Source organism: Hyphomonas sp. BRH_c22, from assembly GCF_000961795.1.
Taxonomy (GTDB): domain Bacteria; phylum Pseudomonadota; class Alphaproteobacteria; order Caulobacterales; family Hyphomonadaceae; genus Hyphomonas.
This window is the reverse complement of the sequence record NZ_LADU01000043.1, coordinates 1-23,301: the sequence shown is the minus strand read 5'-3', so window position 1 is coordinate 23,301 and position 23,301 is coordinate 1. Positions and strand designations below refer to the sequence as shown.

Sequence of the window (23,301 nt, the reverse complement as noted above, 5' to 3'; positions counted from 1 at the left end):
CAGTCGCATTTCGTGCCGCTAACCATGCGCTCCTCGGCGCGGGGCATTCCCATATACGAACAACAATATGGCCGGCCTGCGGACCGGACGGATCGGAGAGAATAAAGTGGACGCATTACGGTATTATCTTGTGCCCGTTATGACCATGACGGGCATCGCAGGGTTTGTCCTCGGCGGCCCGTTCGTGTGGCTCGGCTTTGGCACCTTCCCAGTGCTGATGATGCTTGACATAGCCCTTCCAAATGACAGCAAAATGCGCGCACTCGGCATTTCGTCCGTCGCCGATTTAGCGATCTATCTGCAGCTACCGCTGATGATCGCACTCTATCTGGTTTTCGCCCACTCGGTAAACTCCGGCACAAATCCGATATTGGGTGATGCGGCTTCGGGTTGGCAGATCGCCGGATCGATCGCCAGCCTTGCATGGCTTTCTGCGGTTCCGACCCTGCCCGTCGCGCACGAGTTGATGCATCGCCGGCACTGGTTCCCAAGGGCTGTGGCAAAAGGATTGAGTGCCTTCTATGGCGATCCCAATCGCGATATTGCGCACATTGTCACCCATCATGTGCATCTCGACACAGCGAAAGATAGTGACACACCCTTGAGAGGGCAGACCATCTACAGCTTCGTGTTTTCGGCCACCTGGGGTTCGTACAAGGACACCTGGGATAAGCAGGCGGAGATCCTTTCGCGTCTGGGTCATTCGAAATGGAGCTGGCGCAATGCGATGTGGTTGCAACTGGTGCTGGTTGGCGCAATTATCGGTGTGATGGTCGTTCTCGCCGGTCCTATCGCCGGACTCGTGACGGTCACCGCGATGTTTTTTGCCAAGATGCTGGTTGAAGGCTTCAATTACTTTCAACATTACGGCCTGCTGCGGATCGAGGGGGAGCCGATCGCCAAGCATCACGCATGGAACCATCTTGGCATGATCGTGCGTCCGATCGGGGTCGAGATCACCAATCACATCAACCACCACCTCGACGGGCACACCCCATTCTACGAACTGCGGCCCGAGCCCGAGGCGCCGCAGATGCCGTCGCTGTTTCTGTGTTTCCTGTGCGGACTGGTCCCGCCAGTCTGGAACCGGTTCATCGCCCAGCCGCGCCTCAAAGACTGGGACCAGAGGTTTGCATCACCTGGCGAGCGCAAACTTGCACAAGCCGCCAACGCGAGGGCCGGTTGGCCGCAGTGGCTCGCCATCGACTGACACAGTCCACCAACATCCGTCCGGTCATCTGCATGTTACTCGAGCGTCGTCCCTCCGGGGATGACACTTCCTTTTACTTTCATCCCACTTGCCGCAAATCGAACAGAATAGATCGCATTCATGTTTTCCTTCCTGAAAAAGCCCAAGCCCAACAAGGTGACTGTGACCTCCGAAGCGCGGGAGTTGTTTGTCGCCCAAGACAAAACCCTGCTCGAAGCAATGCTCGCCGAGGGCATGGCCATGCCGCACGATTGCAAAGTCGGTTCGTGCGGAACCTGCAAATTCAAGCTTCTGGACGGCAAGATACGGGAATTAAGTCCATCCGCGCTGGTTCTGGAGCGCGACGAACTGTCGGCTGGATACAGGCTTGCTTGTCAGGCCCTACCTCGCTCGGATTTGACGATTGCACTCGACGCTCCCTTGTTGAGCCAGCAAGCTGTCAAAAACTATCCGGCAACGATTGTCGCAGCCACCCGGCTTTGCCCGGATATAATCAACCTCATTGTCGAGCTTGACCGACCGCTGTCCTTTACCCCAGGCCAGTACGCCGATCTGAGCCTGCCTAGCATCGACGGCCCCCGAAGCTACTCCTTCGCATTCGCACCCAAAAACGGGTCGGCAAAGCAGTTGCAATTCCATGTCCGCCATGTTCCGGGAGGCGCTTTCACCGACTGGTTGTTTGGCGGTGAACGCCTCGGAACGCAGATGGAGGTGGCGGCGCCCTATGGCGCGTTCCACCTCAAGCCAAGCAAGGCGCCAATGCTCTGCATTGCGGGTGGCAGCGGCCTCGCTCCGATCATGGCGATTTTGCAGGAGGCCCGTGCGCTTGGCGCCAATCGGCCGGTTATCCTGTTGTATGGCGCCAGGACCAAGGCGCACCTTTATTGCCTTGATGAAATCAGCGCACTCGCCGCCGACTGGAATGCGCCGTTCGAATTTATACCGGTCCTGTCCGAAGAATCACCGGATAGCCCCTGGGAAGGCGCCCGGGGGCTGGTGACGCAGCAGATCGCCGAAATACCAGACCGGGCACAATGCGAGGCCTATCTCTGTGGCCCGCCCGCGATGGTCGACCTCGCTGAAGAAGTGTTACTCAAAGCCGGCGTGTCTCGCCATGCGATCTCTGCAGATCGTTTCCTCGATCGGAGCAGCGCGCGGTAACCCCGCACTAAAATAGCCTGTGCGCCAAGCGCTGTTTTGCGCCTTGGAGCAACAATGTCAAGCCGGGCGCGAGACAGTGATTCTGCAACCCCGAGTCAGTTATCGACCCGGATCATCTTGCCAACCATTTCCTGGATATCCACCTTTTGGGTGTTGTCGAGCAGAACTGCAACGCGGTTCAAGGTAGCAATAACTGACGTGTATTGACCATGCGCGTAAAAGGCGTCGATCGGATAGACGACTGTCTTGTCGACAGGTGCACGATGGTAGCTGAGCTGCCCGATCCCGTAAATTGCGAGTCCCCCGGCTTCGGCATGAGCCATCATACGTTCGGCGCGATCTCTTGTGAGATCGCCGCCGAATTCGACCAGTTGGGGAGGCGCGACGGTCGGACCAAGGTGCGTCGGTTTCCACCGGGCGGCTCCAATAACCCCCGAAATGACGAACAAGTCGGAAAATTGAAATTTCTCAGCCATGGCTTCTATCCTCCTATCATGCGCTTGATACTAACAACCCTAGCTCTCGGCATCGTGTTCACCCGTCCGGACGTTTCCCGATTCCGATTCCGCCATCGCTGAGGAGCACTGTTCCGGTCATGTACGAAGAGTCCCGCCGCGAAGCCAAAAGGGTATAGAGACCAGCATGGTCGGCAGGTTCGGCGATCCTTCCGAGCGGAGTCATGCCGGAAATCAAATCGTCAAGCCCGGGCATCTGTTCCATCTTCGTCTCTGCAAAGCCGCCGGTCTGGGTACCGCTGAGCGGGGTCCGTGTCCCACCCGGCGCAACGCCGTTGACACTGATGTCCGGTGCTAGTTCCCAGGCCAGCTGTTTGATAAGCCCGAGCACAGCGTGCTTGGACGCAACGTATAGAGTGCCGCCTCCTCCAGTGTAGTAGCTTGAAGTCGAGGCGGTAAAAATAATACTTCCCTTAACCTTCCGGAGCTCGGGGATGGCGGCGCGGGCACCGAGAAAGTAGCCCTTGAGGTTGACATCGAATATCTCGTCAAAAACCTTTCCGAGCTGCTCGGGCTCCTGCTGTTCGAGCGGAACCATGAAATCCCAGATTCCAACGTTCCCGACAAACACATCGAGCTTGCCGAACGCCGCCACGGTTTCCGCAACGGCGCGGGAATTGTCCGCATAGGAACGCACGTCTCCCGTTACCACGACGACGCTGTCTCCATGTCGCGAACGCACCAGTTCTGTCTGCTCGTCATCCTTGACGAGCACGCCGACCCTGGCGCCTTCTTCGATATAGCGCGCGACTACCGCCGCGCCGATCCCGGTGGCGCCACCGGTAAGTAGCGCCACCTGTCCATCAAGCCTCTTAGACAATTTTCTCTCCTTCTTCGCCGATTGTCGTTCAGTTCAAAATTACTGATCGAACATCCCGGTGCGACCCTCTTGCAAGTTCACCACGACCGACTTGGTCTGGGTGTAGTGGTTAAGCACTTCATGACTGAATTCACGACCGAACCCGCTCTGCTTGTAACCGCCGAGTGGCATGTTGGCCTTCAGATTGTAGTAGCGGTTGATCCACACCGTGCCGGTTTCGAGCTTGCGTGCCATGCGGTGCGCGCGCGCAATATCGCGGGTCCAGATACCACCCGCGAGGCCGTAATTGGTATCGTTCGCCACCTTCATCATATCGTCTTCGTCCTTCCAACTAATCACGCTGGTAACCGGGCCGAAGATCTCTTCACGCGCGATACGCATCGAGTTGTTGACGTTGGTAAAGACCGTCGGGCTGATGAAGTGCCCATCGGCAAGATTGTCGTTACGGCTGCCGCCGGTCAGAACGGTGGCGCCTTCTTCGGTAGCCAACTGGAGATAGCTCTCGACCTTGTCCATTTGCATCTTCGACGCCTGTGCGCCGAGCTGGGTCGCAAAGTCCAGCGGATCGCCCTGACGAATACCTTCGAGCGCCACCTTGAACTTCGCAAGGAACTCATCCTGGATCGACTCGTGCAGGAACAGGCGTGAGCCAGCCAGGCAAACTTCGCCTTTGTTGAGCACGGTCGACATCGTGGCACTTTCGACCGCGGCATCGATATCAGCATCCCCACAAACGATGTGCGCGGACTTACCGCCCAGTTCGAGCGTCTGCGGGATGATATTGGCGGATGCATATTGCATGACCCGGCGGGCCGTCGCCACCGACCCGGTGAAGGCGACCTTACGGACGTCCTCATGAGTCACAAGCGCCTCACCGACGTCAGGACCGTAGCCGGTGACCACGTTGATCACGCCTGGGGGCAAAAGATCCGCCATTTCTACGAAGAATTCGATCACCGAAAGGCAGACCGTCTCGGCAGGTTTAAGCACAACCGTGTTCCCTGAAGCAAGGGCTGGCGCGATTTTGCACGCCATCATCAGCATCGGCACGTTCCACGGGATAATCTGCGCGCACACGCCCAGCGGCTCGCGGTGAACGATGCCGACAGCATCGGGGAAATCCAATGTCTGACCATGAAGGCCATACGCCGCGCCGGCAAAAAGCTCGAATTGGCCGATTGCCTGAGGCATATCGAAATACATCGATTCGCGGATTGGCTTACCGTTGTTCAGGGTCTCAAGCGTGGCATAATGCTGATGGCGCGCCTTGAGCCGACGCGCGACCTCAATCAGGATTTCCTGACGTTCGGCAGGCGAACTTTCTGACCACTTCGGAAAGGCGGCCTTTGCAGCGGCCACTGCACGCTGGATATCCTTGGCATTACCGGCCTGGATCTTGGTCAGCACCGCGCCTGTGGCCGGATTGATCAGGTCGATCGTCTTCCCACTATCACCGGAAATCCACTCGCCGCCGATAAAGTGACCGTATTCGCTCTTAATTCCGTATTCGTTTTCAACGTTTTTGAGTTTGGTAGCCATTTCATATCTCCTCTAGATTTATATTACACTTCGATTAATAAGTCAGCGGCCGGATAGAGGCGGCATGCTAGGGCATAACCCGCTTCACGGTCGCTTTCTGAAACCTTTGCGGCACTCATTTTGCCGGTCTTATAGCCCCCTTCGACCACTTTGACCCTGCAGATCCCGCACCCGCCGCCCCGGCAACCAACGCCAATATCGCTCGATCCGCATCGCTCCATGGCCAGCAAGACCGACTCGTCCTCACCGCAACTGAACTCTCCGCCGCCGACAATCCGGATCAGGTGCAGCCCAGTTGTCACGTCATTCCTTCCCGGCGGCCTTTGCGGCCGCTTTCGCCGCGAAGGACTGTCCACCGACCGCGAAGTGGCCGCTCGGCATCTCGCGCAAGATAATGCGGACCGATTCACGCGGCGCCCCGATCGACGTTATGGCAGCATCGGTCAGGGCTTGGATCAACCGTTCTTTGTCATCCGGCGATCTACCCTCGAGCATGTTGACCTCGATGATTGGCATTTACGCCTCCACCTGAAACATTACGGCACCAAGCCCCTGGATATTCGTGCGGACGGTTTGACCGGGCGCGAGATTGGGAGCGGCGGTGATGCCACCTGCCATGACGATGTCGCCTGCTGAGATTTCTTCTCCGCCTTCAGCGACAAGTCGCGCCGCGGCGACCAACGACCGCAAGGGATGGCCGAGAATAGCTGCAGTCGAACCGACCTCGATCACATGGCCGTCGATTTCGAGAACAACCCCGAGGTTCGAGAAATCCTTGGCTGGATCGTTCCATTGTCCGATCACAAGGCCAGAAGACGAGGTGTTGTCGGCAATAACATCAGACAAAGCGAACTTGAAGTTCTCGTACCGGCTATCAATGATTTCCATTGCTGGAGCAATCGCTTCGACCGCCGCCAGCGCCTCCATCGCTGTGACCTTTCCGGAAAGCGGCGCCTTCATAAGGAAGGCCACTTCCGGCTCAACCCGTGGGTGAACGAAACGTGCGCGAGACATCGACGCGCCTTCCTCGATCAGCATCGCGTCGGTCAGGCGTCCCCAGGCTACCTCGTCGACCCCGACCTGCAGCATCTTGGCCCGGCTCGTCAGACCCATCTTGACTCCGATTCGGCGTTCACCGCGGCTGAGGCGACGATCGACCGACAGCTTCTGCACCAGATAGGCATCCGCCACACTCAGATCGGGGTCGGTATGCGTCAGTTGGGGCGTTGCGCGCGCATGAAGCGCCGCGCTGTCCAGAATTTCCGCGTAACGTTCAATCTTGTCCATTGCCATCGCCTATGTTGCCCGCGCGGAAACGAGATCGAGCGCAACATCGACAATCATGTCTTCCTGCCCGCCAACCATGCGCCGTTTACCCAGTTCGATCAGAATTTCGCGGGTGTCGAGGCCGTATTGTTCGGCCGCCTTTTCCGCGTGACGAAGAAAGCTTGAATAGACACCGGCATAGCCCAGGCTCAGCGTCTCGCGGTCGACCCGCACCGGGCGATCCTGGAGTGGACGGACCAGATCTTCCGCTGCGTCCATCAACGCCATCACGTCGCATCCATGGTTCCAGCCCTTTCGGTCGGCCGCAGCAACGAACACTTCGAGCGGGGCGTTGCCCGCCCCTGCCCCCATGCCTGCAAGGCTGGCATCGATCCGTACTGCGCCTTCCTGAGCGGCAACGATCGAATTTGCGACACCGAGCGACAAATTGTGGTGGGCATGCATGCCGCGCTGGGTTTCTGGCTTGAGAACGCGGTCGTAAGCCCGCAGCCGCTCGCGCACACCGTCCATGTCGAGTGCGCCGCCGCTGTCGGTCACATAAACACAGTGCGCGCCATAGCTTTCCATCAGCATGGCCTGCTGGGCCAGCGCCTCGGCGTCGATCATGTGGCTCATCATCAAAAAGCCCGATACATCCATACCAAGATCGCGGGCGATACCGATATGCTGCTTGGCAACGTCTGCTTCAGTGCAATGGGTTGCAACACGTACCGAGCGAACACCCAATGCGTAAGCGCGGCGAAGCTCTTCGACCGTGCCGATGCCAGGGACCAGCAGCGTGGTCAGCACCGCCCGTTTGATCACGTCGGCTGCCGCCTCGATCCATTCCCAGTCGGTGTGAGAGCCAAAGCCATAGTTGAATGACGTGCCGTTGAGACCGTCACCGTGCGACACTTCAATGGCGTCGACACCGGCATCGTCCAGGGCCTTGGCGATCGTGCGGACGCTGTCGGTGCCGTACATGTGAAGGATTGCGTGCATCCCGTCACGCAGGGTGACGTCCTGGATGTAAAGCTTGCCGGTTTCAGGGTTGAAGGTCATGGTGCCACCCTTTCTAGGTTCTGCAATGCAAGCCGCTCGCCGGCCGCCTTGGCCGCAGCTGTCATAATGTCGAGGTTGCCGGAATATTTTGGCAGGTAATCGCCCGCCCCCTCTACCTCGAGGAAAACGCTGGTCTTGAGACCGACGAACTCGCCATAGCCGGGGATTTTGAGAGGCTGGTTCGAACCAAACCGCTCGAACTGTACCTCCTGCTTGAGGCGATAGCCGGGGACATAAGACTGGACGGTCTGCACCATGTCCTGCACCGACTGCCGGATAAGATCCTCGTCAACCTGATCGGTCAGCGTGAAAATCGTGTCGCGCATGATCATCGGCGGTTCAGCCGGATTGAGGATGATAATCGCGCGTCCGCGGCGCGCACCGCCAACGACCTCGATCGCCTTAGCAGTGGTCCGGGTGAACTCGTCGATATTGGCGCGGGTTCCCGGCCCCGCTGAACGCGACGAAACCGATGCGACAATTTCTGCGTAATGGACAGGACTCACGCGTGATACGGCTGCGACGATCGGGATGGTCGCCTGGCCTCCGCAGGTGACCATGTTCACGTTGCGGACGCTGCTGTCGAGCACATTTCCGACCGGGGGCACGAAAAATGGTCCCAATGCTGCGGGTGTCAGGTCAACGACCAGTTTGCCATCCTGCTGCAACGCGGCATCATGCTCCTTGTGGGCGTAAGCCGAGGTCGCGTCAAAAGCGATCCCGATCTCCGAATAGACGGACAGCTTGCGTAGCCCTTCAATCCCCTCGTGGGTGGTTTCCACGCCCCGTTCGCGGGCCATCGCCAGCCCCTCGGATGCCGGGTCGATACCAACCACTGCGGCAAGTTCGAGCACATCTGAACCTTTGAGCAACTTGATCATCAGGTCGGTGCCGATATTTCCCGAGCCTATGATCGCACATTTCATTTTTGGCATACGCTTGTCTTTCATCCAGTTTTCAGTTGGTATCGGCGGCGAATTCTGCCCGCACCATTCCGACACCGTTTATTCTTGCCTCGACGACATCGCCTCGGTTCACTCCGGCCATGGGGCCGAGCGCGCCGGACAGGATCACGTCGCCTTCAAGCAGCGGCCGGCCGACCCGCGCCATGACCCGCGCCAGCCACAACGATGCGGTGATCGGGCTGCCCAGGCAGGCGATACCAGCGCCGACCGAAATGGGTTCGCCCTTGATCTCCATCACCATGCCGCATTCACGCAGATCGAGCCCATCGAGCTTGCGCGGAACCGCGCCCAGCACGAACAGGCCACTTGAGGCATTATCGGCAACCGTATCCCAGATGCGAATGTCCCAATTGGCTACCCGGCTGTCGACGATCTCGATCGCCGGCACGACATATTCCACCGCGCGGATCATTTCGGCGGTCGTCAGGTCCGGATGGGGCAGGTCGCGACCGATGACGATCGCGATCTCAGCTTCGACCTTGGGCTGAATCACCTGATCAAGCGAAACCGGTATGCCTTCAGGCACGTCCATGTCGGCAAACAGCATGCCGTAATCGGGCTGGTCGACACCAAGCTGCCGCTGGACTGCAAGCGAAGTGAGGCCGATCTTGCGGCCTACCAGTCTTCGTCCGCTGTCGACATAGTGCCGGGTATTGACCTCCTGCACGGCATAGGCCGCATCCACCCCGCCCGCCGATATGAGGTCGCGAACCGGTGCGACGGGCGTTCCGCTTGTCGCGGCACCGCGCAATTGTTCGGCTGCTTGTTGAATGACCCGAGGGTCTATCGTGGTTTCCATGGTCATAATCTCAGAGCTTCACACAAATGTTTGCGGTTTCAGTGTAGAATTCGAGGCTGTGAACACCGCCCTCCCGGCCGATCCCGGAATGGCCAGACCCGCCAAACGCCGTGCGCAAATCGCGCAGGAACCAGCAATTGACCCAGCACACACCGACCTGCATCGCCGCTGCCACCCGGTGCGCGCGCGAAAGGTTTTCGGTCCACACGGTCGCGCACAATCCGTAGTCGGTGTCATTGGCCAGCGCGATAACCTCGTCTTCGGAGTCGAACGGGATTACCCCGCAGCACGGACCGAAGATCTCCTCCCGCATCACTGTGCTGTCGTGCGCAAGTCCGGTCCACAGCGTCGGCTCGACATAGAAGCCGCCCGCCTGATCGCCATCGACTTTCGGAACGCCGCCGCCGGCGACAACCGTCGCCCCTTCTTCGACCGCTTTCGCGTAATAGCCGAGCACCTTGTCGCGGTGCTCTGCGCTGATCAACGGCCCAAGGTAGGTCGGATCGCCTATCACGCCGGGTTTGAACGTCTGCGCGGCTAGCGCCATCCGCTGCACGAATTCATCAAATATCGGCCGCTCGACGTATACTCTCTCTGTGCCGAGACAGACCTGCCCGGTGTTGAGGAAGACCGAGCGTGACAGGCCCTCAATCGCCTTGTCGAGATCAGCGTCGGCGAAGACGATCGCCGCATTCTTGCCGCCGAGCTCGAAAGAAACGTCGCGGACCCCGACTGCAGCCTTTTGCATGATCGCCTGCCCGGTTCCGGTCTCGCCGGTAAAAGTGATCGCATCGACATCCTTGTTGGAGGTCAGGAACTCGCCCGCCGAGCCGCCGCCGAAACCATGGACGACGTTGTAGACACCTTCGGGCATCCCCACCGCGTTCATGACTTCGCCCAGAAGCGCTGCTGTTCGGGGGGTTTCCTCCGAAGGCTTGATTACCACTGTGTTTCCGCAGGCTAGCGCCGGTCCGACCTTCCAGGTCATCAGCAGCAACGGGAAGTTCCACGGGCAGATCACCGCGATCACGCCCTTGGGCTTGCGCACGGCATAATTGATCGCCTGCCCACCATCGGGCGTCGGCGTGGTGAAGGATTCGCCTGGCATCGTCGCGATAACGTCGGCGAACATGCGGAAATTCGCCGCGCCGCGAGGAATGTCGATGTGCGAAGCCACGTGACGGGGCTTGCCGGTATCGGCCACCTCGGCATCGAGAAAATCATCCGCACGGCGCTCGATTTCGGCGGCCACCGCGACGATCAACTTGACCCTCTCGGCCGTCGTCATCTTGCCCCAAGGACCATCAAGAGCCGCCTCAGCCGCCGCCACTGCATCGGCGACATCGGCTTCACTTGCCTCATGAACCGTGCCGATCGTCTGTCCGGTTGCAGGATTGACGTTGTCAAAGGTCTTTCCCTGGCTGCCCTTGCGATAGGAACCCCCAATGAAATTGAGGATGGTGTCGGCTACAGGTCGAGGCGAATTGGTAGTCATTTGAGTTCTATCGTTCCAATTTATTGAGGCGCTGGCCGCTCACTGCTGCCCTGCGCCGATTGCGGATAGGCCCGCGTTGGCGCAGGCAATGTCGCGTTCTTCAGATCCACCAGAGACGCCGATTGCGCCGACGAATTCGCCATCGATAACGATGGGCAGCCCCCCGCCAAACATCACGATCCCCGGCTGAACGGTTATCCCGGCGCTCAGCGCCGGATTGCCCGAAACCATCTTGTACACGTCAGGCGTCGCAACCCGAAAGCTGGCGGCGGTATAGGCCTTGTCCTGGGCAATTTGTGACGAGGGAAAGGGTGTTCCGCTTGCTCGCAGCAGAGCCACCAGTTCGCCTCCTCCACCGATGACGGCGGCAACGACCGGGCAACCGGTTTCCTCGCCCTTGGCGACGGCGGCCGAAACCGCTTGTGCGGCCAAGCCGTGTCCGATTGTCCGGATTGTCACCAAACCGTCCATGATCAGGTGTTTACCGTCATGAAGCGGTCGGTCAGCGCCTTCTCGTAATAGAAAATCGCCTTGCCTGCGTTTTCCGCCTGCCACATGCGGCGCGGGTTGTCGGGGTAGTAGAAATAGCCGCCGCTGAACGTCTCGTTGCGGTTGCCCGACGGATCGAAGAAATAGATCGTCTGGCCGCGAGTGATCCCGTGGCGCGTAGGGCCGATGTCGAGCGAGATATCGTAGCGACTGATAATGTCAGCCGCGTGCCCAACATCGTGCCAGGATTCGAGAAAGAACGAAGTGTGGTGGATCCGGCCATCTTCCGGATAGCCCAGAAAGGCGACATCATGGGCCTTGTTGCTGCATGACAGGAAGATACCGAGACGTGCCCCCGTACTTTCGTCGACCAGTTCCTCGGTGACGGAGAAGTCGAGAACTTCCACGAAGATCTTGGCGCTCGCCGAGATGTCCACGCCGTTGAGCGCACAGTGGTCAAACCGGGTCGCGCGCATGCCGCGGGGCTCGGCGATCCAGACATCAGGGTTCCGTACTGCGGGCCCGGTTTCGGACAGCTCCATTTCTGCGTATAGGTCAAACTCATGCGCGGTCGGCGTGTTGAAGCGGATTTTGCGTCCGACACCCGGATCTTCGCCAGCGGGAATGACATCGACGTCAACTCCCGCATCGAGCAGGCGTGCGGCAAAATGATCAAGATCGGAGTCTTTCGCGACCTTGAACGCCATCCGATCTAATCCGGCCGAATCCGCTTCGCGCAGGATGATGCTGTGGCGGTCGAATTCGTCGAACGCCTGGAAATAGGCACGCCCATCCTCGACGCTGACGAGATTGAGACCGATCCGGTCACGGTAATGAACAATAGCCTCGTCGAGATCGAGGACCCTCAGCTGCACGTATCCTGGACGGAGTACACCAGTTACAGCCATTTCAGTTCTCCTTGTATGAGTCAGCCATTGAGGCCGGTGGTGAAAAATTCAGACACAATTCGGTTAAAGCTGGCCATGCGCTCAATCTGAACCCAGTGCCCGCATTCGCCGAAAACGTGCAGGTCCGCACGAGGCAGCAGATTGGCCAAGCGCACGCTCGACTCCAGCGGAATGACCTGATCGGACCGGCCATGCAGGATCAGGGTCTCGTGCTGCAGCGCGGTAATATCTTCTTCGCGGCTTGCCAGCATCGCTATATTGCTCTGGCGGTCTGGGCCGCCGAAGGTCGCATGGTAAGGTTCATGCGCACCCGGACGGATACTTGCTTCATATCGCGACTTGACCAGATCGTCAGTCAGCCTGCTGTGATCCCAAGCAAGATACTTGAGTGATGAGCGCATGGCTTCGACCGAAGGTTCGTAGCCCCAGACTTCCTCAAGCGCGGGTGTAATCGGAAATTCAAGACCGGCTGGCCCCATCAGCACCGCCCGCTCGACCCGATCTGGATGAGCGATCATGAAAGCAAGGGTAATGCCGCCACCGAACGAATTGCCCACCATTGACACCTTGTCGATGCCAAGTTCGTCGAGCAGCGCTGCCAACTGATCAACCCAGATCTGCTTGTCTTCGACTCGGCCCTTGGAATCGGAATAGCCAAAACCGAACATATCTGGCGCAATGACTCGGAACCGCTTAGCTAGTTCGGGCATATTAAGTCGCCAATTGGCCCAGGCGGTGACGCCAGGCCCTGAGCCATGGACCAGCAAAACCGCCGCGCCTTCGCCGACATCATGATAATTGGTTGCGCAGTTATCCACGACCAGCGATTTGCCGATCTCGGCGCGTGCGACTTCATTCGAAGCGGTGATCATATCTCTCCCGAACTTTTTTGTGTTGGTTCCGGTAACCCCGACGAATCTTGTTCCTGCAAGAACCCGACCCGCCCGGATTTACTCCAAAAGACCAAATTTGTTATTATTTGTTATTGCTCTAAAAAGAATGCATTTGCAATAGGCCAAAGCTTTGCAACCATCGCAATTGCTCCCGATAGTGTCAGCGAAAGAAATTCAGAGGAGGCCTTCTGCCTTGAGAGCTGCTCCCACCGAGGGACGCTGCGCTATCTTGCCAGCAAAAGCGCCGAGCGCAGGATAAGCTGCCATGTCGATGCCGACATGGGCGGGCCAGCCGAGGATTACGAACAGGTAGATATCAGCGACGCTAAATGCTTCGCCGACATAATATTCCTTGCCAGCGATTTCCTGATCAAGTCCGGCCAAATGACCTTTCACGGCGACCGTCGCTGCGGCCTTGGCGTCGTCCGTTGTGCCAGGCGTGAACAGCGGGACGAACGCCTTGTGCAATTCCGAGCCGAGAAAGCTGAGGCGGCTCAACAGCTGATAGCGCTCAATGCTGCCCTCCGCTGGCGCCAAGCCGACTCCGGGATTTTGATCGGCGATATAAAGCAGAATTGCTGGGTTCTCGGTCAGGCTCTGACCGTTGTCCAGGGTCAGCGCCGGGACCTTGCCGGATGGATTAACGGCCAGAAAATCGTCGCCTGCTTCGGTTTTGCGGGTTGCGAGATCGACCTTGACCGCCTCGAAATCCGCGCCGGCTTCGCGCAGGGCAATATGCGGTGCAAGCGAACAGGCGCCGGGACTAATAAACAATTGCATTGTGTTTCTCCTCTTGTCTCTTGTTGGTAAAAATTACGGCCGTCAGATCGGGGTCGCCAGCAGGGTCGCGATCCGGTGGGTGTCGTAGACGCACGTCCGGCTGACCAACCTTGCCGCGCCGTCCTCGACAAGGAACCTGTCGACATACTTTCCGGCATTAAAGATGCGCGTTTCACCGTCGTTGCGGGTTTGCAGCACGGCATAGCTGGCCTCCGCCGTCACCGTGTTCCCTTCGCTCCCAGTCACAACCGCCCGAGAGATTAGATGACGACTGAAATGTTCTGGGAACACGTTGGCCTGGCGCAGGGCCACCACGCGATCAACCAGCATTCCCTTGCTATCACAATACATCACTGCAGCAGGCAGGCCATTGTCGACATTCTCGCGAGCGATCACCTGATAGAGGCAATCTTCAACAAAGAACTCGGGCCAATCTTCAAGGCGCCCGTCATCGAGGCATAGACCGTAAGCGGCGTTCAGGGAATCGATCAGACCTTGCAGAACTGGATCTGCGATCGTCATGCCGGCACCTCCGCTGTCGAGGCCGACAAGGCATCACCCATCAATTCCAGATATCCTTTCCAGAATCCACGCACGGCGTTCTCATCCATGCCCATCGGTGCGTAATATTCGCGTACATCGTCGCCACCCATTTCGATGAAATTAAACTTGCCTTCCGCCCCGATGGTCCCCTGCTGGCAAAGCTCGACCGCTTCGCCGTCCTCCATCGATATCAGCCCGGAAGGCCCAACGAGATTCAGGTTGCGCAGGCGGTGCCGCGTTGTTTCCTCATCATCGTCGGCATAGCCAAAGTAAGTCCAGACCAGCTCGGTCTTGTCAGGGCCAAGCGTCACGATCTGACGAGTCGCCAGCGTGTTCTGGATTTGCTGCAGCACCACGTTGGGGAACAGCGATTGGATGTGCAGCCCCACATCGTCGTCAATTTCGGGCCGGAATTGCAACAGTCTTTCATCCTGCAATTTCGTGGCCCCTTGCATCTCCCGATTGGCTTCGTCGCCGAACGACGTGTAATCGATGTCGCCCTTGGGTTTGGACACCGTAAAGACGTTATGGAAGCCCTGCTCGGCAAGTTCTCCCGCGCTGTCCTGGCTTTGGCGGTAAATGCCGAAGGTGGGATAGAACAGATGTAGCAAGGCGCCGTGATAGCTATCCCGGCTGTTTTCGGAATAGAGCTTCCAATTGCCCGCCATATACTGCCGCGAATAGCCCAACACTTTGATCGGGCGCTGGAAAACCCGGTCGATATATTTGCGCATCACGGGGCCTAGAAAGTCCTCGAGCGGCTCTATTTCAGACGAAAACGTCCCAAACACCATCCCCTTGTAGCTCTCCACCCGAAGCTTCTCGAGCGAGTGATTGGCCGGATCGAAATCCTTATCATAGCCGCCGACGCCCTTCATGCCGCGCCGGAACGGCACGCCAACTAGCGTTCCTTCGGAATCGTAAGCCCACTGATGGTATACGCAGACAAAAGCGCCATCAGCCTGATTGCCGCGCAGTGAGCGGCATACAGTTGCTCCCTTGTGCGCGCACCGGTTGACCCAGGCGAAAACCTTGTCCTCCTGCCCGCGCACCAGAACTACGGGTGTTTCACCGACATGGCTCGTTCGAAAATCGCCAGCATTGGGAATTTCGGCTTCTAGTCCAAGGTAACACCAGGTGCGACCCTTGAAGACGTTGCGCTGTTCCGCAGCGAATACTTCGGGGTCGTGATAGACCTTATAGTCGATCGCCGTGGGGATTGATCGCTGGGCCTCAACCCGCACTTGAGTATTCATTTCGCTTCTCCTTGAAGTTCAAATCCCTGCCCAGATGCGAGCCGCCCACAGGTGCGCATCGCACTGAGCATCATCGCCGCGTCCGCTATGCCTGAACCGACAATGTCGTAGGCGGTGCCATGGGCGACCGACATGTGGAGATAGGGCGGCCCCATCATGATTACGCAGTTGCCCGAAAACCCCCAGGTCTTGACAGCAATATGGCCCTGATCGTGGAACATCGCGAGAACCATGTCGTAGCGGCCCTCGATACACTGGCGAAAGACTGAATCCGGCGCGACCGGCCCTTCGACGGCAATCCCCATGGCCTTGGCCCCCTCGACACCCGGCGCGATGGCCAGCCGCTCCTCATCGCCCATGGCGTGGGGATTTAGCCCGGCAACCGCGATGCGCGGTTTAGCGATGCCCCAAGACCGCATAGCGTCGTTCACCTGCCCGATGGCTTTGGCCACCAGATCGGCGGAAATGACATCTATCACTTGCCGCAAGGACATATGATCGGTGAGGTGCGCTACCCGCAAGGGGCCGGTCAGCAAAACGAGATAGCTCTCGCCGGGCGTGGGGCTGATAACCTTGTCCAGCTTGCCGGCCATCTTCAGCGAACCGGTACTGATCGGTCCCATGATCGTCGCGGCAAAGGATCCGTCCCGCGCCAGCGCATCAAGCTCATCAAGCCACTGCGCCGACGCGTGCCCCGCCGCCTCAGTGTCTTCGCCCAGCGGCAGAACCCCGGCAGGCAAGGCACCGGTGTCGATCACATCAATCACGCCGGGATCGTCACTGGGCGTCTCGAGCGACTTCATGGCACGCACGCGCGCTTTGACCCCGGTCATGTCGATGGCCCGTTCGACGGCCGCAGACGACCCGACCAGAACCGGGACAGACACTTCGTGAACTTGCCCGCTCGCAAGCGCCTTGACCGCAACCTGCGGACCGATCCCGGCAGGATCGCCGATCATCGTTCCAACGACCGGCCGTGTGCCAAGCGAACCCATTGGCCGGTCAGATACTGTAGACATCGAGCATTGTCTTGGCGACGTCGTTTATCACAATCGTCTTCTTGCGCTTGATCACAAAGGAATTGCCTGCTGGCGCAAGGTCGTAGTGCGCGGATCCGCTGTAAACGGTGACATCGCCTTCAAGCACCGAAGTGACGGTCCATGAGGTTCGCACCTGCAAACCAGCAGCGGTGTCATCGACCGACAGCAGCGTGAACATATGCTGCGTCCGCGGAGCAGGCGTACTGGATGAAGACCGGCCGGTCCGGATGCGAAACACCCGATCTTCCAGCCCGCCCCGGTTATGATAATAGATGAGCGAGATTTCACGCTTCGGATCGGCGGTCAGGCGTTCGCTATCATCCCAGGCAGGGACCCAGTATTCAGCCTCCTCGTCGTAGAGCGCCAACCAGGAATCCCAGTCCTTCTCGTCCAGCGCCTGGGCCTCTCGCCCAAGGAAGCGCAACACCGACAGCCATTTTGCATCTACGTCAGTCACAAAACCAGCCCCTTGTCCCCAAACGCCATCAGTTCAGCGCTTTCGCGATCGATCGCCGAATTCATGCGGTTCACCCACTCATCATGGATCGCAACATAAAGGCCTTCGTCGGCCACGGCGGGACTGCTGAGGACGGCGTCTACATCCAGTCCTGCACCGAAATGTCCAGCGCCCTTCTCCCATCTGGGAGCGCCGCGCGACATATCATTCATCCGGCCTTCACCGCTGGCGAAAGCAATCTGGCAATTGTTGAACTCGGTCAGGTCATCGGGTGTCGCCATGCCGCTGGCGTTGAAGAAGTCTTCATACTGCCGAATCCGCAAGGCCCGGGCCTCAGCACTCTCACCAACAGGCGCGATGCAATAGGTCGTGACTTCCGTTTCATCGACCGAAATCGGGTGAATGATTCTGATCTGGCTGCTGGTCTGGTCCATCAGGAACACATTGGGGAAAAGCTGGAGATTGCGGATCCGTTTGTTCATCCACAATACCTTCTCTTCCCCGTGGGTGGCAGTCAGCCAATCGATCCACTGAAAGTTCGGTCGGTCCTTGAAATTGGCATAGTCAGCCCACAGGACCGTATGGCCATTCTTGAAAGAGAACGACCCGCCATCCTGCTGATTGAAGTTGGCAAAATCGATCGCCTTGGTATCGTTTTTCGATTCGCCCAGAACACGCCGCTGGACGGTCATGAAGTAGTTGGCGTGGACAGTGCTGACGTGATATCCGTCAAGACCGTTTTCAACCTGCATCTTCCAGTTGCCCTGATAACGATATCGGGTGGCACCAGGGATTACCTCAAGCTCTCCGGTCTGGGATTGATCGACAAGCAGGTCAATGAACGTTTTCGACCCAGCCAGATAATCCTCAAGCGGCAAGACGTCGTCGGAAAGGCTTGCGAATATGAAACCGCGATAGCTTTCAAGGCGCGCAATTTGCGGCAGACCAAAATCAGCCTTGTCGAAGCCCGGCGCATAGCCGCCAGCCGCTTCTTCCGTGACGTCCAGCAAATCGCCTGCCGATGAATAGGTCCATCCATGAAACGGGCACATGAAATTCTTCTTATTTCCGGCCTTTTCACGGCAGACGCGCGCGCCCCGATGCGCGCAGGCATTGATCATGCCACGAAGGTTCCCGGCCTTGTCTCGCGTAATAAGGACAGGCACCCTGCCGATTTTTGTTGTGATGAAATCGTTGGGCTTAGCGACCTGACTTTCATGCGCAACGAACACCCAGTTGCGTTCAAAAACGTACTTTACCTCAAGCTCAAACATTTCGGGGTCGGTAAAAGCGGCACGATCTACCTGATAGACGCCGCGCGTTTCATCCTTGGCCAGCCATGATTGTAATCGGCCCCGCAGGACCTGCAGGTCGGCAATACGCCCAACGAGCTCTTCCGTCGCATTCATGTCTGATTTCTCCCGTTTTTTAAATTCCAGTCAGATGCCGCGCCCGAAATCCTTGAGCGCCGTGAACTTCCCACGTCCGCATCGTCGGAAACATGGAGAAACATCAGGCAACGAATCGAACTGTCAGACCTAACCATTGCCTTCTATACACGAGGAATTTAGTATATGCAACGTATTGCACCATGAGAAATCTTGAGTTATAACACCCACAGAATCGGATAGTCGAAGTCGCAATAATGGCGACGGCGGATCCGTTGGGCATTTGGACATAACGTCCAAGGCAGAGATAAAGGGGAGAAGTAGCAAATGTCATCGGTCACCGAACTTGGATATCTGGGCATGTCAGTGACAGATCTCGATGCGTGGCGAGCCTACGCAGCCGAGGTTGCCGGAATGGAAGTCGTCGACGAAGGTGAGGGTGATCGGATCTATCTCCGGATGGATCTGTGGCATCATCGCATTGCACTTATCAAAGGCGACACTGACGATCTGGCCTATATGGGCTGGCGGCTTGGCGATCCGACCGAGTTCGAGGCAATGGTTGAAAAGCTGACCAACGCCGGGGTAGCAGTGACTGTGGCGAGCGATGCCGAAGCCCGCGAGCGTCGCGTGCTCGGCCTGGCCAAGTTGACCGATCCCGGTGGAAACCCCACCGAAATCTTCTTCGGCCCGCAAGTGGATGCCCACAAGCCTTTCCATCCCGGACGCCCCATGTTCGGCAAATTCGTCACCGGGTCGGAAGGGATCGGTCACTGCATCCTGCGCCAAGACGATGTCGAAGCCGCAGCCGCGTTTTACCGCCTGTTGGGGCTGCGCGGATCGGTTGAATACCAGTTGCACCTGCCCAACGGCATGGTTGCCATGCCGTACTTCATGCATTGCAACGAACGGCAGCACTCGGTCGCCTTCGGCCTCGGCCCGATGGAAAAGCGCATCAACCATCTGATGTTTGAATATACTGAACTGGACGACCTCGGGCTCGCTCACGACATCGTGCGCGAGCGGCAGATCGATGTCGCGCTTCAGCTTGGCAAACATGCCAACGATTTGGCCCTCACCTTCTACTGCGCCAACCCGTCCGGCTGGTTGTGGGAATTTGGTTGGGGTGCTCGCAAGGCGCCAGCCCAGCAGGAATTCTACACCCGCGATATTTTCGGCCACGGCAATGAGGCCCAGGGGTACGGCATGGATATCCCTCTCCAGTAAGGGGCCTCCAAAATGGCTGTCATATCAATTATTTCAAAGGATTGCGAAACACTATGACAAGTAAGGTACGTCTTTGTCCAGTTGCCGACGTCAAGGATGGCGAACCGGTCGGCGTGTTTCTGGATGACCTGCCGGCGCTCGCTGTTTACAATGTTAATGGTGACATCTTCGTCACCGACAACATGTGCACCCATGGAAACGCCATGCTGACCGATGGGTACCAGGATGGCGGCATCATCGAATGTCCTTTTCATGGCGGTTCGTTCGACATCGCCACGGGGGCGGCGAAGGCCTTTCCATGTCAGGTTCCGGTCAAAACATACGCGGTTGCTATCGAGGATGGTTGGGTTTGCATCGACGAACTGGGCGGAGCGGCCTGAAATGGACCTGTCCACTTCTGAGCGGTTTCGCTTGCAGCAACTTGCGACCGAACTCAACGCGACCCACGCCGAATTGATAGATGACGACCGGCTGGAGAAATGGCCCGACCTGTTCGTACCGGATTGCACCTACCGCGTCATCGCACGCGAGAACCATGATCGCAATCTGACACTGTCCGCAATATTCTGCGACAGCAAGGGCATGTTGGTCGACCGCATAATTTCCCTACGCAAGGCAAACATTTTCCCGGTCCACAGCTATCGCCACATCCTTGGTCCGACGCGCATCGTTTCGGCGCATGAATTCAAGATAACGACGCAAACGAACTACGCCGTTCTCATGACCCGTGCGGACGGACACACCGAAATATACAATGCCGGGAAGTATATTGACGAGATCGATTGCAGCGAAGACCAGCCTCTTTTTATATCAAAGGTCGCTGTTTTTGACACAAACGTCATCGATACAATGATGGTTCGTCCAATCTGACCCTTATCATGGAAATGTAGTTATGGCAGAAAAAGCGCTTAAAAACAGAGGGTCTTCGGCAACAGCGGACGTCGCGGGCTACCGTGTTCCTTATCGGGTATTCACGGATCCGGACTATTACAGGCGCGAGCAGGAAAACATCTTCCAGGGTGAGACGTGGTCCTTCGTCGCACTAGAAGCCGAAGTTCCCGAGCCTGGAGACTTCAAGTCGACCTTCATCGGCGAGACCCCGGTAATAGTTACCCGAGGTAGCGACGGAAAAGTCCATGTTGTGGTCAACCGCTGCGCCCACCGCGGTGCCTTGGTCTGCCGCGAGATGCGCGGCAACCGGCCCAGTCTGGAATGCGTATACCATCAGTGGGCATATGATTTGGAAGGCAATCTGATCGGGGTTCCGTTCCGGCGCGGGCTTAAGGGTCAGGGCGGTATGCCGGGCGACTTCGACATGAAGGAGCATGGCCTTAGAAAGCTGCGCGTAGATTCTGTAGGTGGGTTGGTCTTCGCCAGCTTTTCGGAAACTGTAGAGCCGCTGCGTGACTTTCTGGGGCCGATCGTGATCGAGCACATCGAACGTATCATGTGCAAGCCGATCAAGGTTCTTGGAGATCAGCGCCAGCATGTCCACGGCAACTGGAAGCTGTATGCGGAGAACACACGCGACCCTTATCACGCGAGTTTGCTCCACCTGTTCCATAACACTTTCGGTCTCTACCGCTCCACACAGACGGGCAAGAGCGTGATGGATGCTAACAAGCGCCATTCACTGCTTTATTCGATCGCCGCCAGCAACGATGATGCGGCAGATAAGCAGGCCTACGGCGACTCCCGAACTTTTGACACCGAGTTCAAACTTCAGGACATGTCGCTCCTGAAGGGTCGGCAGGAATTCGACGATGGTGTGACCCTCGTCATCCTTGCTGTCTTCCCGAACCTAGTGCTCCAGCAAATCCAGAACACTCTGGCTGTCAGGCAGACCGTGACTAAGGGCACCGATGGCTTCGAACTCGTCTGGACCCATTTTGGCTATGCCGACGACGATGTCGAGATGCAGGCGATCAGGCAGAAACAGGCAAACCTGATCGGTCCGGCCGGGCTGGTCTCCATGGAAGATGGCGAAGCGGTCGAGATAGTGCAGAGAGCTGTCATAGGCGAACACGACGCGGCCTCATACATCGCCATGGGCGGCGATCGCCCCGATGATGCCGACCACCTGGTCACTGAAGGCGCCATTATTGGGTTCTGGCACAACTACGAGAAGCTGGTCGGCTTTGGAATTGCACCTTGACCAAAACAATCGACTTCTATTTTGATTTTATCAGTCCCTTCAGCTATCTCGCGCAGCTGAAGTTGCCAGACCTGGCCCGGAGGACTGGTTGCAAGATCGAATATTGGCCGATCGACATTCCGGAGGCGAAGATTGCCGCTGGCAACTATGGCCCATCCAACCGTGAAGTTGCACCGAAAATAAAGGTCATGATGGCTGATCTGGAGCGTTGGGCAGTCAAATACGCGGCGCCATTGAAATTTCCTGCGAGTTTCGCCTGTGCAGACTGGAACTGCGCGGTGGTTTACGCTCGCGGCCATGGCCAGGCCGAAGCTTTTGTCACAGCGGCATACCACCGAATCTGGGGACTTGGCATCGATCCTGGTGATCTCAGCGAGTTACGAAGTTGTGCCGAAGAAACTGGCCTCGACGCCGATGGGTTGTGCGAATTCATAGCATCTCCAACCGGCCAGGGCGAATATCGCAAGGTGCGTACGCAAGCTTATCAAAGAGGCGTATTCGGCGCGCCTCTTATGTTTGTCGATGATCAAATATTCTGGGGCAATGACCGCCTCGATTTTCTCGAATCTTACCTGGTTGCTACCAATGAGTAATTCGAAATTAGGAGAGTTTGTGATGCCAAGAAAGGGACGTATTGCCGTCGCTGCACATGGTACTTTATCTGCCATTGGCTTTCCTTGTGCTTCGGCGGACGTCTCGATTGTGCGCGCTCGCAGCACGGGCGTGTCCGGGCCTGAAAGGGGGCGATCTGGACAGATATGGTGTTGGTAGAACGGGTTGGGTGGCTGTCGATCAACAGTATTTACGAGCCTCCCCACAAATTCGGTATGATGCTCTACAGACAATTATAATATATTCTATGTAACCGTCCGGTCTCCCCGCCCTTGTGGTGAACGCCTCGATGCTGATTTTGGTTGGATGGAGGCGGATAGTGTCCGCCTGATTCAAGTGGACACGATCCGACCATGTTTGACCATAAGCCTGTGCGCAAGCGGCGGAGTTATTCAAGGGCCTTCAAGCTCCAGGTCCTGGCCGAGACGCGGGAGCCGTTTGTGTCGGTAGCCGAAGTGGCCCGCCGACATGGCATGAACGCGAACGTCATTTTCAACTGGCTTCGTGATCCCCGCTTCGGGGGCGACAAGGCGGTCACGGGTTTCCTTCCGGTCAAGATCGGTCCGGCGCCTGTCGCGGTGACCGCCCAACCTTTATCGGGGCCAGGCGATGAGGTGATCGTGGAACTGGCGGCGGGAGCGCGTATCCGCTGCAGGGACGAGCCATCCCTGGTGAGGGTGTTGCGTGCCCTGAGGCAGGTGACATGATCCCGGTTCCGGCT

Annotated in this window: 27 protein-coding genes; 8 read left to right on the top strand and 19 right to left on the bottom strand. The window is 57.8% G+C overall.

Features of this window, described 5'->3' with window-relative positions:
- Positions 1-67: 67 nt before the first annotated feature.
- Positions 68-1,210 (top strand): alkane 1-monooxygenase, encoded by a 1,143-nt coding sequence (locus tag VR74_RS05865; protein ID WP_277813056.1) that lies wholly within the window; start codon positions 68-70, stop codon positions 1,208-1,210.
- A 120-nt stretch (positions 1,211-1,330) separates the two neighbouring features.
- Positions 1,331-2,371: a 2Fe-2S iron-sulfur cluster binding domain-containing protein gene (locus VR74_RS05860; protein WP_035540732.1), complete on the top strand. Its 1,041-nt coding sequence runs from the start codon at positions 1,331-1,333 to the stop codon at positions 2,369-2,371.
- A 95-nt stretch (positions 2,372-2,466) separates the two neighbouring features.
- Here the strand turns inward: VR74_RS05860 and VR74_RS05855 are convergent, their stop codons facing one another.
- The 19 genes from VR74_RS05855 to VR74_RS05765 form a co-directional block, all read right to left on the bottom strand.
- The gene (locus tag VR74_RS05855; protein ID WP_035540730.1) at positions 2,467-2,847 is read right to left on the bottom strand and encodes a hypothetical protein; all 381 of its coding nucleotides are present in this window, start codon (positions 2,845-2,847) and stop codon (positions 2,467-2,469) included.
- A gap of 58 nt (positions 2,848-2,905) precedes the next feature.
- Entirely contained in the window at positions 2,906-3,706 is an 801-nt protein-coding gene (hcaB, locus tag VR74_RS05850) for a 3-(cis-5,6-dihydroxycyclohexa-1,3-dien-1-yl)propanoate dehydrogenase (RefSeq protein ID WP_035540728.1), read from the bottom strand.
- A gap of 39 nt (positions 3,707-3,745) precedes the next feature.
- Positions 3,746-5,245 carry an aldehyde dehydrogenase family protein gene (locus VR74_RS05845; protein ID WP_035540725.1) on the bottom strand — a complete coding sequence of 500 codons (1,500 nt, stop codon included), beginning with the start codon at positions 5,243-5,245 and terminating at the stop codon, positions 3,746-3,748.
- A gap of 23 nt (positions 5,246-5,268) precedes the next feature.
- On the bottom strand, positions 5,269-5,547 hold the full coding sequence (locus tag VR74_RS05840; protein ID WP_045695151.1) for a 2Fe-2S iron-sulfur cluster-binding protein: 279 nt from the start codon (positions 5,545-5,547) through the stop codon (positions 5,269-5,271).
- A gap of 1 nt (position 5,548) precedes the next feature.
- Positions 5,549-5,761, bottom strand: coding sequence for a 2-hydroxymuconate tautomerase (locus VR74_RS05835; protein WP_035540723.1), 213 nt, complete (start codon positions 5,759-5,761; stop codon positions 5,549-5,551).
- Positions 5,762-6,532 carry a fumarylacetoacetate hydrolase family protein gene (locus VR74_RS05830; RefSeq protein ID WP_035540762.1) on the bottom strand — a complete coding sequence of 257 codons (771 nt, stop codon included), beginning with the start codon at positions 6,530-6,532 and terminating at the stop codon, positions 5,762-5,764.
- A 9-nt stretch (positions 6,533-6,541) separates the two neighbouring features.
- Positions 6,542-7,573: a 4-hydroxy-2-oxovalerate aldolase gene (dmpG, locus tag VR74_RS05825; RefSeq protein ID WP_035540720.1), complete on the bottom strand. Its 1,032-nt coding sequence runs from the start codon at positions 7,571-7,573 to the stop codon at positions 6,542-6,544.
- Positions 7,570-8,508, bottom strand: a complete 939-nt coding sequence (locus VR74_RS05820) for an acetaldehyde dehydrogenase (acetylating) (protein WP_035540761.1) — start codon at positions 8,506-8,508, stop codon at positions 7,570-7,572. The genes dmpG and VR74_RS05820 overlap by 4 nt, the downstream gene beginning before the upstream one ends.
- A gap of 22 nt (positions 8,509-8,530) precedes the next feature.
- Entirely contained in the window at positions 8,531-9,343 is an 813-nt protein-coding gene (locus VR74_RS05815; RefSeq protein ID WP_035540718.1) for a fumarylacetoacetate hydrolase family protein, read from the bottom strand.
- A 4-nt stretch (positions 9,344-9,347) separates the two neighbouring features.
- Positions 9,348-10,832, bottom strand: coding sequence for a 2-hydroxymuconic semialdehyde dehydrogenase (locus VR74_RS05810; RefSeq protein WP_035540717.1), 1,485 nt, complete (start codon positions 10,830-10,832; stop codon positions 9,348-9,350).
- A gap of 39 nt (positions 10,833-10,871) precedes the next feature.
- Positions 10,872-11,291 (bottom strand): heme-binding protein, encoded by a 420-nt coding sequence (locus VR74_RS05805; protein ID WP_206741594.1) that lies wholly within the window; start codon positions 11,289-11,291, stop codon positions 10,872-10,874.
- 14 nt (positions 11,292-11,305) lie between these two features.
- Positions 11,306-12,229, bottom strand: a complete 924-nt coding sequence (locus VR74_RS05800; RefSeq protein WP_035540713.1) for a catechol 2,3-dioxygenase — start codon at positions 12,227-12,229, stop codon at positions 11,306-11,308.
- Positions 12,230-12,249: 20 nt separating this feature from the next.
- Entirely contained in the window at positions 12,250-13,101 is an 852-nt protein-coding gene (locus tag VR74_RS05795; RefSeq protein ID WP_035540711.1) for an alpha/beta hydrolase, read from the bottom strand.
- A 195-nt stretch (positions 13,102-13,296) separates the two neighbouring features.
- Entirely contained in the window at positions 13,297-13,902 is a 606-nt protein-coding gene (gene gstA / locus VR74_RS05790; RefSeq protein ID WP_035540710.1) for a glutathione transferase GstA, read from the bottom strand.
- 42 nt (positions 13,903-13,944) lie between these two features.
- Positions 13,945-14,424, bottom strand: coding sequence for an aromatic-ring-hydroxylating dioxygenase subunit beta (locus tag VR74_RS05785; RefSeq protein ID WP_035540708.1), 480 nt, complete (start codon positions 14,422-14,424; stop codon positions 13,945-13,947).
- A complete protein-coding gene (locus VR74_RS05780) occupies positions 14,421-15,701 on the bottom strand; it encodes an aromatic ring-hydroxylating dioxygenase subunit alpha (protein WP_035540707.1) in 1,281 nt (426 codons plus the stop codon). Before VR74_RS05780 ends, VR74_RS05785 begins: the two co-directional genes overlap by 4 nt.
- Complete coding sequence (locus tag VR74_RS05775) at positions 15,698-16,720, bottom strand: 4-hydroxythreonine-4-phosphate dehydrogenase PdxA (RefSeq protein WP_045695149.1); 1,023 nt, start codon at positions 16,718-16,720, stop codon at positions 15,698-15,700. Before VR74_RS05775 ends, VR74_RS05780 begins: the two co-directional genes overlap by 4 nt.
- Positions 16,704-17,198, bottom strand: a complete 495-nt coding sequence (locus tag VR74_RS05770; RefSeq protein ID WP_035540703.1) for an aromatic-ring-hydroxylating dioxygenase subunit beta — start codon at positions 17,196-17,198, stop codon at positions 16,704-16,706. The genes VR74_RS05775 and VR74_RS05770 overlap by 17 nt, the downstream gene beginning before the upstream one ends.
- Positions 17,195-18,472, bottom strand: coding sequence for an SRPBCC family protein (locus VR74_RS05765; protein WP_338390461.1), 1,278 nt, complete (start codon positions 18,470-18,472; stop codon positions 17,195-17,197). The genes VR74_RS05770 and VR74_RS05765 overlap by 4 nt, the downstream gene beginning before the upstream one ends.
- Positions 18,473-18,913: 441 nt before the next feature.
- On the opposite strand from VR74_RS05765, the gene bphC reads away from it, so the two are divergent.
- The 6 genes from bphC to VR74_RS05735 all read left to right on the top strand — a co-directional run bounded on the left by bphC (position 18,914) and on the right by VR74_RS05735 (position 23,287).
- On the top strand, positions 18,914-19,813 hold the full coding sequence (bphC, locus tag VR74_RS05760; RefSeq protein WP_035540701.1) for a biphenyl-2,3-diol 1,2-dioxygenase: 900 nt from the start codon (positions 18,914-18,916) through the stop codon (positions 19,811-19,813).
- A gap of 53 nt (positions 19,814-19,866) precedes the next feature.
- A complete protein-coding gene (locus VR74_RS05755) occupies positions 19,867-20,193 on the top strand; it encodes a non-heme iron oxygenase ferredoxin subunit (RefSeq protein WP_035540700.1) in 327 nt (108 codons plus the stop codon).
- Between the two features lies 1 nt (position 20,194).
- Positions 20,195-20,683, top strand: coding sequence for an aromatic-ring-hydroxylating dioxygenase subunit beta (locus VR74_RS05750; protein ID WP_045695146.1), 489 nt, complete (start codon positions 20,195-20,197; stop codon positions 20,681-20,683).
- A 22-nt stretch (positions 20,684-20,705) separates the two neighbouring features.
- Positions 20,706-21,968, top strand: a complete 1,263-nt coding sequence (locus tag VR74_RS05745) for a Rieske 2Fe-2S domain-containing protein (protein WP_035540699.1) — start codon at positions 20,706-20,708, stop codon at positions 21,966-21,968.
- The gene (locus tag VR74_RS05740) at positions 21,965-22,561 is read left to right on the top strand and encodes a 2-hydroxychromene-2-carboxylate isomerase (RefSeq protein WP_035540696.1); all 597 of its coding nucleotides are present in this window, start codon (positions 21,965-21,967) and stop codon (positions 22,559-22,561) included. The genes VR74_RS05745 and VR74_RS05740 overlap by 4 nt, the downstream gene beginning before the upstream one ends.
- Before the next feature lie 372 nt (positions 22,562-22,933).
- Entirely contained in the window at positions 22,934-23,287 is a 354-nt protein-coding gene (locus VR74_RS05735) for a transposase (RefSeq protein WP_045695144.1), read from the top strand.
- Positions 23,288-23,301: the final 14 nt, after the last annotated feature.